8 protein-coding genes and 1 pseudogene are annotated in these 11329 nt (G+C 55.8%); 2 read left to right on the forward strand and 7 right to left on the reverse strand.

The features are described from left to right. Positions 1-256: 256 nt before the first annotated feature. From tviB to AADJ11_RS20280, 7 genes and pseudogenes are all read right to left on the reverse strand, one after another. Positions 257-1528 carry a Vi polysaccharide biosynthesis UDP-N-acetylglucosamine C-6 dehydrogenase TviB gene (tviB, locus tag AADJ11_RS20250; RefSeq protein ID WP_341236219.1) on the reverse strand — a complete coding sequence of 424 codons (1272 nt, stop codon included), beginning with the start codon at positions 1526-1528 and terminating at the stop codon, positions 257-259. Between the two features lie 22 nt (positions 1529-1550). Further along, positions 1551-2561 carry a GDP-mannose 4,6-dehydratase gene (locus tag AADJ11_RS20255; protein WP_341236226.1) on the reverse strand — a complete coding sequence of 337 codons (1011 nt, stop codon included), beginning with the start codon at positions 2559-2561 and terminating at the stop codon, positions 1551-1553. 61 nt (positions 2562-2622) lie between these two features. Continuing rightward, positions 2623-3513 carry a glucose-1-phosphate thymidylyltransferase RfbA gene (gene rfbA / locus AADJ11_RS20260; protein ID WP_341236220.1) on the reverse strand — a complete coding sequence of 297 codons (891 nt, stop codon included), beginning with the start codon at positions 3511-3513 and terminating at the stop codon, positions 2623-2625. 6 nt (positions 3514-3519) lie between these two features. Beyond that, positions 3520-4386: a dTDP-4-dehydrorhamnose reductase gene (rfbD, locus tag AADJ11_RS20265; RefSeq protein WP_341236221.1), complete on the reverse strand. Its 867-nt coding sequence runs from the start codon at positions 4384-4386 to the stop codon at positions 3520-3522. Then, positions 4383-5420: a dTDP-glucose 4,6-dehydratase gene (gene rfbB / locus AADJ11_RS20270; RefSeq protein ID WP_341236222.1), complete on the reverse strand. Its 1038-nt coding sequence runs from the start codon at positions 5418-5420 to the stop codon at positions 4383-4385. Before rfbB ends, rfbD begins: the two co-directional genes overlap by 4 nt. Next, on the reverse strand, positions 5421-6023 hold the full coding sequence (gene rfbC / locus AADJ11_RS20275; protein ID WP_341236223.1) for a dTDP-4-dehydrorhamnose 3,5-epimerase: 603 nt from the start codon (positions 6021-6023) through the stop codon (positions 5421-5423). Between the two features lie 382 nt (positions 6024-6405). Beyond that, a pseudogene (locus tag AADJ11_RS20280) lies at positions 6406-7602 on the reverse strand (IS3 family transposase). 846 nt (positions 7603-8448) lie between these two features. Between AADJ11_RS20280 and AADJ11_RS20285 the strand changes: the two are divergent. Both AADJ11_RS20285 and AADJ11_RS20290 read left to right on the forward strand, forming a co-directional pair. Continuing rightward, positions 8449-8628, forward strand: a complete 180-nt coding sequence (locus AADJ11_RS20285) for an AAA family ATPase (protein WP_341236224.1) — start codon at positions 8449-8451, stop codon at positions 8626-8628. Between the two features lie 511 nt (positions 8629-9139). Then, complete coding sequence (locus AADJ11_RS20290; protein WP_341236225.1) at positions 9140-11020, forward strand: nucleoside-diphosphate sugar epimerase/dehydratase; 1881 nt, start codon at positions 9140-9142, stop codon at positions 11018-11020. The last annotated feature ends 309 nt before the right edge of the window (positions 11021-11329 follow it).

Raw genomic sequence — 11329 nt, forward strand, 5'->3', positions numbered from 1 at the left:
TGATATAGGCCGAAAACTCTGGCTACTGGCGGTCCAAAGTTGGGTAGCAGTGCAACTGCCCCAAGGACTTCGCGCCAAGCTGGAGGGAACTTGGGGCTCAGGTCAATGTCACTCAGCCTATTTGTACTTCCTGGGAAAGAAAGCCGAACTTGGCGTTTTTTCCAGCACTGCGATGATCCGGGCTTTGGAAAATGCAACCTCAACCGGCCCAGCCGAAATTTGCAAAGGGGATGATAAGATGCTCAGGTACAAACGTTCACAAACGCAACGCACCCGCACTTCGTGGCAAGATACCTTTGACGTCAAACACAACGGCGTTTTTCTTGGCGTAGCTCTCGATGATATCCTCATTCAGAAACGTCTGATGCGCCACGGCAACAATAATTGAATCGTACCCCCGAACATCAGGTGTTTCAGTCATCTCCAAGCCATACTCGCGCTTAGCCTCTGCCGCATCCACCCACGGATCATAGACATCTACCTCGATCCCATAGCTCTCAAGCTCTCGGATGATATCAATCACGCGCGTATTTCGTAGATCCGGGCAGTTTTCCTTGAACGTCAGCCCCATAACCAGTGCCCGCGAGCCTTTTACCGGGATATCGCGCGCGATCATTTCGCGGACTGTGCGGCCGACGATATAGCATCCCATACCGTCATTGATGCGGCGCCCAGCGAGGACGACTTCCGGGTGGTAGCCAACGGATTGCGCCTTTTGGGTTAGATAGTAAGGGTCAACACCAATGCAGTGACCGCCGACAAGGCCGGGACGGAAGGGGAGGAAGTTCCACTTGGTGCCTGCCGCGTCGAGTACATCTTGGGTGTCGATATCGAGCTTGTTGAAAATGAGGGCAAGCTCGTTCACCAGCGCGATGTTTACGTCTCGTTGGGTATTCTCGATTACCTTCGCTGCTTCCGCCACCTTGATCGACGGCGCTTTGTGCGTGCCAGCGGTGATGATCGACGCATACAGCGCATCAACCTTATCGGCGATCTCGGGGGTGGAGCCGGAGGTAACTTTAACAATATTGGGTAGGCGGTGGGTTTTGTCCGCGGGGTTGATCCGCTCGGGTGAATAGCCGGCGAAAAAGTCTTGGTTGAAGGTCAGGCCGGAGGTTTTCTCCAACACTGGCACACAATCTTCTTCGGTCGCACCGGGGTAGACTGTAGATTCATAAATCACGATGTCGCCGCGCTTCAAAACCTTTCCGATCGTCTCGGATGCTTTGAGCAGGGGGGTGAGATCGGGGCGTTTGTGTTCATCGATCGGTGTCGGGACGGTGACGATAAAGGTGGTACAGTCAGCAAGATCATCAAGCTGGTCGGTGAACGACAGATGTTCGGCCTCGGCCATTTCCTCGGCATTGACCTCAAGTGTGTTGTCTTTGCCCGCGCGCAGTTCGGCGATACGAGTGGTGTTGATGTCAAAGCCGACGACTTTGCGCTGCTTGCCAAATTCGACCGCCAAGGGCAGGCCAACATACCCCAAGCCGATCACGGCAATGGGGGCGTCATTCAAGGTCGGCATCGCAAACTCCTCGTCCAAAAAACTACTTGGCGTAATAGTCGCGGAACCAAGCTACAAATTCCCGAATACCATCCCTGATATCGGTTTGTGGTTTGTAACCCGTCAAGCGTTGCAAGAGTTCCGCATTCGCCCAAGTCGCGGGCACATCGCCCATCTGCATTGGCATGTAGTTACGGATCGCCTTTTGGCCAAGCTCCTCTTCGATCGCATCGACGAAATCCAGCAGGCGCACCTTGTCAGAGTTGCCGATGTTCACGATGCGGTAGGGCGCCACAGGGGAGAGGCTGTCGCCTTCGGGCACCTCGCGGTTGTCTGGGCGAACAGGGGGCGTGTCGATCAATAAGCGGATGCCGCGCACGAGATCGGTGACATAGGTAAAGTCACGGTGCATGTCGCCGTGGTTGTAGATATCGATGGGGCGCCCATCGAGGATCGCATCGACGAATTTGAACAGCGCCAGGTCAGGGCGCCCGTAGGGGCCGTAGACAGTGAAGAAGCGGAACATCGTCGTCGGCAGGTCCCACAGATGCGCATAGGAATGCGCCATCGCCTCATTTGCCTTTTTGGTGGCGGCATAGAAGGTGAGTGGTGTATCTGCCTTGTCCGTCTCAGCGAAAGGCATGTCTTCATTGGCCCCATAGACCGATGACGTCGATGCCATTAACAGATGCTCAACCTTCAAGCGCCGCGCGGCCTCCATCACGTTGAATGTGCCGACAAGGTTGCTGTCGAGATAGGCGCGCGGGTTTTCCAGCGAATAGCGAACGCCTGCTTGACCTGCGAGGTGAACAATCGCATCCGGCGCGAAATCATCAGTGACCTGCGTGATCAGCGCGTCATCTTCAAGCATGCCTTCGGTCATCGAAAAATGCGGGTTCTGGAGTAACATTTGGTGCCGGCGTTGCTTCAGTTTGACGTCGTAATAGTCAGTCATGCCGTCAAAACCGTGAACGCGGAACCCTTCATCGAGCAGGAGTTGTGCGAGGTGGAAACCGATGAAGCCGGCGGTGCCGGTGATGAAGACTTTTCTCACGGTGGGGTCCAATACGATAAAAAGAGTTTGTTTCGCGCGCGAAACATTTTGGGTTTTATGGCTATTTCAACGAACGAGTTAGGTTACTCAGATAGACGCCATAGTCGTTCTTTTCAAACAGTTTGGCTTGCTCTTCCAATGCCGCGGCGTCGATCCACCCTTGGTCAAATGCGATTTCCTCTGGGCTCCCAGTCTGCAACCCCTGCCGGGTTTCGAGCGTGCGCACGAAATTGCCGGCGTCCAGCAGGCTCCCATGCGTCCCGGTGTCTAACCACGCATACCCGCGACCCATGCGCTGAACATTCAGCAATCCGTCGTGCAGATACGTTTCAAGCAGCGTTGTGATCTCCAGCTCACCACGCGCCGATGGCTTGACTGTCTTGGCGCGCTCCGAGGCGGTGTTATCCAGGAAGTACAACCCCGTTACCGCATAATTCGACGGCGGCACTTCCGGCTTTTCAATAATCTGGCGTGCCTGACCATTCTCATCAAAGTCCACCACACCATAGCGTTCAGGGTCCGAAACGCGGTAGCCGAAGACGGTGCCGCCGGTCGTTTGTGCGTCGGCTTGGGTGAGGATCTCGGGCAGGCCGTGGCCGAAGAAAATGTTGTCGCCCAGAACCATTGCCGAGGGCGCTCCGTCAAGGAAATCTTCAGCCAGAAGATAGGCTTGGGCCAAGCCGTCGGGGCTTGGTTGCGTGACGTAGCTGAGCGAGATGCCCCATTGGCTGCCGTCACCAAGCGCGCGTTTGAATTGGTCGGCGTCCTGTGGCGTGGTGATGATCAGGATCTCGCGGATGCCGCCCAGCATCAGCACGCTTAACGGATAGTAAATCATCGGCTTGTCATAGATCGGCAGCAGCTGTTTCGACACGGAAATTGTGATCGGATAAAGCCGCGTGCCGGAGCCGCCTGCGAGGATGATACCTTTGCGTTTGGGCGTCTGAGTCATGGGAAATCAGTCCTTGGGAAAATCAAGTTGGGTCAAAATATGGGTCAGGCTCTTGTGCCAATCGGGGCGGGAGATGCCAAAAGCAGCCTGTGTAGCGCTGCAATCCAACCGCGAGTTCAGCGGGCGCTTCGCCGGGGTGGGGTAGTCGGACGACGGGATGTCGGTCACGGCGCAGGGGATGCTGGCGGCGTCGAAAATCGCGCGCGCGAAATCGGCCCAGCTGGTGTCGGGGTTGCCCGCGAAATGGTAGATGCCGGATTTTTCAGGCTCTGACACGAGAGTTTTGGCGATTGTGATGCAGGCCTCTGCAATCTCTGCCGCGCCGGTGGGGCCGCCGATCTGGTCTGCAACGACGGTTAACGCCTCGCGTTCGGCACCGAGACGCAGCATGGTTTTGACAAAGTTATTGCCATGAGCCGAGACGACCCAAGATGTCCGCAGCACGGCATAGCGCCCACCAGCCTCAGCGATTGCAATCTCTCCGTCGCGTTTGGTGCGGCCATAGACGCCTTGCGGATCGGTGGCGTCGCCGGGCTTCCATGGCGTATCGCCCACGCCGGAAAATACGTAATCGGTCGAGATAGAGACGAAGGGGATGTCCCGAGCGGCGCAGGTGCCGGCCATGGCAGCGGGAGCCTCGGCGTTGATGAGGTGGGCAGTTTCTACATCGCTTTCGGCCTTATCCACGGCCGTATATGCGGCGGCGTTGATCACCGCATCAGGAGCATTGGCCTCAATCGCGGCGGCGCAGGCCGCGGGGTCGGTCAAATCCGCATTGGCGCGGGCGAGGGCGGTGATCTGGACGTCATCGCCATCCAGCGCGCGCAGTTCCGTGGCGACCTGACCGCTGTGCCCGAAGACGAGGATTTTCATGCCTTGCCCAACCGTTCACCAACGCCCTGACGGTTTTGCAACGCGCGCCACCAATCCTTGTTCTCGAGGTACCAATCGACCGTACGCGCCAGCCCTTCTTCAACCGTGACCGAGGGCTGCCAGCCAAGTTCCGTTCGGATGCGTGTCGGATCAATTGCATAGCGCTGGTCGTGGCCGGGGCGGTCGGCGACAAAAGTAATCAGATCGGCATGGGGCGCACCTTCGGGGTGGCGGTCGTCCAGCAGGGCGCAGATCATCTTAACCAGCTCCAGATTACTGACCTCATTCTCGCCGCCGATGTTATAGCTGCGGCCCAACGCGCCGTTGGTGAGCACGGTGAGCAACGCATCCGCGTGGTCTTCGACAAACAGCCAGTCGCGCACATTCGCCCCATCACCGTAGACCGGAATCGGATCTCCGGCGAGCGCCGTGAGGATAACGACAGGCACCAGCTTTTCAGGGAAGTGGAACGGCCCGTAGTTGTTGCTGCAATTTGTCAGTACTATCGGCAAGCCGTAAGTCTCACCCCACGCGCGCACTAAATGATCGCTCGCGGCCTTGGACGCTGAATATGGGCTGCGCGGATCATAGGGTGTATCTTCGGTGAACTGCCCCGTGGGCCCGAGGGAGCCGTAGACCTCATCGGTGGAGATATGGTGAAAGCGAAAGCTGTCGGGCTTGCCCGCCTCTTGCCAATAGGCACGGGCGGCTTCGAGCAGCGTATAGGTGCCCGTGACATTGGTTTGGACAAAAGCACCCGGCCCATCGATGGAGCGATCAACGTGACTCTCGGCCGCCAGATGCATCACCGCATCGGGCTTATGTGCCGCAAATATCCTGTCCAGCGCCTCCCGATCGCAAATATCCTCCTGCTCAAACGCGTAAAGTGGGCTGTCTGCCACGCTCGCCACATTCTCAAGGCACGCCGCATAGGTCAGCGCATCAAGATTCACCACACTATGCCCCCGCACAATCGCCAACCGCACCACTGCCGAGCCGATAAAACCCGCGCCGCCCGTCACCAATAGCTTCATCTATACACCCTCAAACGTGAACGGGCTGTTAAGATCAGCCAAAGCAGGCGCATTTGCGTCCTTTTCGGACAAAACCGGTGTCATATCCCCCAAACCCCAGTCAATCCCGACGTTAGGATCATCCCATGCGATGGAACCTTCGGTTTCCTGGGCATAATAATCCGAACATTTGTAGATAATTTCAGTCTCTGGCGCGCGTGTCACGAATCCATGCGCGAAGCCCGAGGGCACCAGCAGTTGCTTGCCGTTCTCAAAACTCAGCTCGGTGCCAAACCATTGCCCGTAAGTGGGTGAGCCTTTGCGGATATCGACCGCCACGTCGAAGAGAGCACCACGCCCACAGCGCACCAGCTTGTCCTGCGCATGAGGTGGAGCCTGAAAGTGCATCCCGCGAATGGTGCCTTGGGTCATGGACAGAGAGTGATTATCCTGCACGAATTGCGTGGTGATCCTGTTTTCGGCTAGCGCCTTTGCGCTGTAGCTTTCGGAAAAAAAGCCACGTTGATCGCCAAAGCGGGTTGGGGTGATGACGAGGACGCCGGGGAGTGGTGTCTGTTCAATCGAAAGAGGGAAAATATTGCAAGCTCCATTCAAAAATGTCACCGATTGGGTCAATCAGGGAGTGTGAGTGACAACTCTGACGGGAGCAAGGCTTTGCCTCCCGTAGATATCACATATAGAGGGGCTGGTTGAATAGCACTTATTTTTTATTCTCGGCATCTGCTGGATAGGGCCGAGAACGGATCGTTCTGGCTGTGATGTCCAGATTTTGCGGATGTGTTTGTAGGGCATAAGGCCACTGAGCGTCTTCAACCTTTCGGCAAAGTTGTAGGCTGCCATGAAGTCCCCGGGGTGGGTCGACAACTGGTGATGGCTGTCGTGGCGGAAGCGTCAAACGGTCCAGTTTTCAGGGGGCAGCGCATGCTCATTGCCGATTTCCTTCTGTTCGGACCTGTCACGCTTTTGTGCCGCCCCGGGTGCTCGTTTAAGCCATCTTTCGCTCGAAGGCGACAGGGCTTTTCCAACCTAGTGCTGAATGACGGCGTCGCGGATTGTAGAAGCCGTTTATGTATTCGAAGATCGCCATCTCTGCCTTCCTGCGGGTTTCCCATGTATCGCGCCAGATCAATTCAGCCTTGATGGTTTTGAAGAACGTTTCGACAGCTGCGTTGTCATAGCAATTGCCCTTTCCGCTCATGGACACGCTGAAGCCGTGTTGGCGCAAGATCTTCTGATAGTCGTGTGAACAATATTGGCTGCCACGGTCAGTATGATGGATGCAGCCCTTGGGCGGTGCCCGGAATGCGATGGCCATCTTCAACGCTCGGATCGCCAGATCGCGTTTCATTCGGGTACTAACGGCCCAGCCGACCACTCGGCGTGAATGCAAATCCAAGATCACGGCAAGATAGAGCCAGCCTTCGCGGGACCAGATATAGGTAATATCACCCGCCCATTTCAGGTTTGGCCCGTCTGCTGTGAAGTTCCGATCCAACAGATTGGGCGCGATGTTGAACTTGTGATAGCTATCGGTTGTGACCTTGTGTTTGCGGGTTCTACTGACTGATATGCCGTTCTGGCGCATCAATCGGCCCACGCGACGATGGCCAATCTCTTTCAACTCCTCAGTCATGCGCGGCCTGCCATAGCTGCCAAGACTGAGACGAGATTGTTCCTTTATGTGGGCCAAAGTCACCATATCAGACCGCTTCCGACGGCTTGCAGGCCAAGTGCGGAACGCACGCAGACCACGCGGGCTGACATTCATAACATGGCACATCTGGCCAACAGAAAATGCAGATCGGTGCTCTTCAATGAACTTAAGACTCATGGCTTTTGGCCCGCGAAGAACTGCGTTGCTTTTTTTAAGATCTCGCTCTCCTCCTCGAGAATGCGCCCTCTCACACATGCAAGCATGTGCTGTCAGGTAATAGTATCTCACGCCGAAGCCGGTCATTCTCTTGGGCGAGGCTCAAATCCTCTTTCGAAACCACATCCGTATCTCGGTGTGCTGTGATCCATTTGTTCAGCGTCGACATCCCGACATCCACCTTCTCGGGACATTGCTGCGCAATACCCTGTCAGGCAGTGGATCATCAGCCACCTGTTTGCGCGTAAGCCCACTGGTCAGCGCGATCCGCACCGCATCTTGGCGAAATTCGTCCGTCCGTTTCAGTCCCATAGTCAGTCTCCTTTGTTGCAGTAAATGCTATCAAAGGAGCGGCATCAAACCGCGACAGGTCCAGCAGGCAGGTTTTCCGCCCAGGGGGACCCACTGTGATGCTCTGCCCATCTGGTCAGATGCGGTCTCAACTTGAAAGCGTTGCACTAGAGGTGCTGGCGCATTGGCAGAAAAAACAACCGTGTCCGTCAGGCCAGAAGGCTGCTTAACACATCTATAGTAACGGCTCAGATCTGGTCGCCGGGGAGCAGAAGTGCTCGGTTCCAAAATTCCGACAAGCGATCGACAAAGGTCTCACGCGCCGCGCGCCCGTGTGGCGGTCTGTAGTGCGAAAAGTCAGCTATCTGCGGAGCAAGAATGCTTAGTGTATCAGAGTTTTTACTTTCTTGGCATCTCAGCGGACACGATACTTGAGACATTGCGATCCACACATAATAATACCGGCCATCTCGCGGAAGACAAGCTATTGGAACGACTGCCAGATTCTGACGCGCTTCGCCGGTTGGAGCCAATTCAAGTTGCTGCCGCGTTAGAAGAGACGATGACACTACGTGTCGTTGACCGTATTTCATAGATTGTAGAAGTGCAGAACAGTGGGCCGCGCATTAATCTGGGTGATGTCGAAGGACTTAGGGACGCAATGCCACCGCTGAAACGGATGCTTGCAGATCTGAGTTTTTGGCGAGAGGGCAGTGTCACCTGGTCGGGTTTGACCAGAAGTACCATATTCTATGGCCCTCTCGGCACGGGACAGACGATGCTAGCGAATGTATTCGCCGGGAGCGCATGAATTCCTTGATCACTAAATCTTATTCTGATTGCCAAAGGCATGGCCACCAAGGTGACATGTTCGCAGCTCTTGCGGCCGCCCAACAAGCGCCATCGGTTTTGTTCATTGGTGAAATCGACAGCTATTCTGACCGTTCCTCTGGTAATCGAAATGACGGGTACCTGCGCGGTGTAGTCAACGGCCTTCTTGAGCAGATTAACACTTCTGCAGAAGTTGAAGGCGTGTTGTCACGTTAACTCGCCGAGCTTGCAAGTTTACGTATGACTGCATTTAAGTCATCGATATCTTACGGATTGCTTATCTGCCCTCGACCTCCATCCCATGTTCACGGAACATGGTGTTAATCGCCTTCTTTTCATGACTATTGCCGAAAGGTTAAGTGTCGCGCAAGAGTTTTGTGGGATCGGAGAGCTTCGATTGGTCTAAGGTCCGGAGAATCGGTTTGATTGCACCGGTTTCGCGAACTGGCCCCATAAGGGTGCGAATGACCCTGCATGTTGGCAGTTTCCTGCCTGTTTGAGGCGCTGAAGCCTTTCTGCGTTGCAGCATATTTTCCTTGTGTCGTCCCCTCGATATAGGAATCCAAAAAAGAGGGCGCACTAGATGTTGGGTGAAACACGCGCATGGGCAAGATGGAGCTTATCACAGCAGTTCATAGGCCAAAAAAAGGTTTCTCTGAAAGCCCGCTGTCTGGTACTCAGCCCTTATTCAATTACATTTTTTCAAAATAGTATAATAATGCGCATTATGAACATCCAAAGCATCCACCACCTTCCACGGTCGACCAAGCGACTTATTTTCATGGCGGTGGACAGCCTTTTGGTGCCGCTCAGTCTATATTGTGCCTTTGCATTGCGCTATGGTACAGCGGCCCCCCTGGATTTCATGTCGTCAAGCTGGGCGCTGTTCGGGGCGATGACGTTCTTTGGCATCGGGATCACCTGGGCGTTGGGGCTACACCGCATCAAGCTTAACGCTTTTGATACAAATTCCATGTCAAATATAGGCGTTGCCGCGGTGCTGCTGGCGCTGAGCGCGATGGCGATGAGCTATATGCTGGACCTGTCAGCGCCGCGATCCGTGCCGCTGCTGCTGGGGATGTTCTTTTGTCTCTTCGCTGTTGCTGCCCGTCTGGTGGGTCTTTCGCTGATCCGCTGGCTGTCCGAACGCGGGGGTGACCGCAAGCCGGTGGCGATTTACGGGGCAGGTGCTGCTGGCATCCAGCTTGCCGCAGCGCTGCGGCAGGCGCGCGAGGCGCGGCCGGTGTTTTTCATCGACGACAACCCGAACCTGCATGGTCTGATGGTTGCTGGCCTGCCGGTTCATGGATCCGGCAAGCTGTCGAAGCTGATCACGGCACGCGGGATCCAGCAGATTCTGCTGGCCGTGCCGTCCATGGCAAAAGACCGTCGGGACGAACTGATCGGCAAGCTGGGCGTTCATAATGTCGAGGTGCAGGTATTGCCGTCTTACGTCGATCTGATGTCGGGCAAAGGGCTGGTGCAAAGCCTGCGCACGGTTGCACCCGACCAACTGTTGGGCCGTGACAAGGTTGATCTGGATATCCCCGAGATCGCAAAGGCCTACGCTGGTCGCGTGGTGATGGTGACCGGAGCAGGGGGGTCGATCGGGTCCGAGCTTTGCCGCCAGTTGATAAGCTGTAACCCCGCGCGGATTATTCTGTTCGAGCAGGGCGAGTTTCAGCTTTATACGATTGATCAAGAGCTGCAGGCCGAGGCGAAGGCGACGGGTATTCCGGTTGTTGCACGGCTTGGGTCCGTGACCAACAAGGCACGTGTTGCTGAAGTGATCGCGGAGGAGGGGGTTGAGATCATTCTTCACGCGGCCGCTTATAAACATGTGCCCCTGGTCGAAGAGAATGAGCTGGAAGGGGCGCGGAACAACGTGCTTGGGACGCAGGTTGTGGCTGAATGTGCTGCCGAGGCGAAGCTGGAGCGGTTCATTCTGGTTTCGACCGACAAGGCCGTCCGGCCCACGAACATCATGGGTGCGACCAAGCGGATGGCCGAACTGGTCGTTCAGGACATGCAGACGCGTCACAGAACGACCAAATTTGCGATGGTCCGGTTCGGGAACGTGCTGGGATCGTCTGGGTCCGTATTGCCACTGTTCCAAAAGCAGATCGCACGTGGAGGACCTGTTACCGTGACACATAAAGACGTGACGCGGTTCTTCATGACCATTCCAGAGGCGGCGCGGTTGGTGCTTTTAGCGGGGGCCTATGCGAGGGGCAGTGACGTTTTTGTTCTCGATATGGGCGAGCCGCAAAAGATCATCGACATCGCGCATCGGATGATCGCGCTTTCAGGGCGGAAGGTGAAGGACCCCAACACTGGCGAGGGCGATATCGAGGTCAAGGTTACCGGATTGCGCCCTGGTGAGAAGCTTTACGAAGAGCTGCTGATCGACGACGACAGCCTGCTGCCTACACCGCACGCCAAGATCCTGCGTGCGCAAGAAGGGATGCTGAGCCAGATTGAGGTTGCGTCGATGCTGCGTGAGTTGCAGGGCTCGATCGTTGAAGCTGACAAGGCTCGTCTGCGCCGCTTGATCGCCGCTCGGGTCGAGGGCTATCATGTGCAGGGTGGGGACATAAGGGTAAGTTGAGTTGTCGTGTGAGCTCACGTGTAGCGCGAGCGAAAAGGCCCGTCAGTTTCTCGATATGAGTTCATCGTTTGGTCCTCTTGGCAAACCGTCTTCAATTGCTGGCCCCTGATCTTATCGCAGAGATTCGTGTGCTCCGCCTCATTGGGCTTGCCACCGCCATAGAAGCAGAAGGTTCAAAATAAGACTATTCGACTAGGGCCTTTCAGCAGGTGAGTTGCTGTCTGAGTGCAGTTATAGGTGGAGGAGCTTGAGCCTTGCACTGCTACCCAACTTTGGACCGCCAGTAGCCAGAGTTTTCGGCCTATATCA

Source organism: uncultured Sulfitobacter sp., assembly GCF_964021855.1.
GTDB lineage: Bacteria > Pseudomonadota > Alphaproteobacteria > Rhodobacterales > Rhodobacteraceae > Sulfitobacter.

Excerpts from the sequence above, each read along its gene's own strand:
- tviB (WP_341236219.1), bottom strand. The coding sequence starts at position 1,528 with ATGCCGACCTTGAATGACGCCCCCATTGCCGTGATCGGCTTGGGGTAT.
- AADJ11_RS20290 (WP_341236225.1), top strand. The coding sequence starts at position 9,140 with ATGAACATCCAAAGCATCCACCACCTTCCACGGTCGACCAAGCGACTT.
- rfbA (WP_341236220.1), bottom strand. The coding sequence starts at position 3,513 with ATGACTCAGACGCCCAAACGCAAAGGTATCATCCTCGCAGGCGGCTCC.
- rfbB (WP_341236222.1), bottom strand. The coding sequence starts at position 5,420 with ATGAAGCTATTGGTGACGGGCGGCGCGGGTTTTATCGGCTCGGCAGTG.
- rfbD (WP_341236221.1), bottom strand. The coding sequence starts at position 4,386 with ATGAAAATCCTCGTCTTCGGGCACAGCGGTCAGGTCGCCACGGAACTG.
- AADJ11_RS20285 (WP_341236224.1), top strand. The coding sequence starts at position 8,449 with ATGTTCGCAGCTCTTGCGGCCGCCCAACAAGCGCCATCGGTTTTGTTC.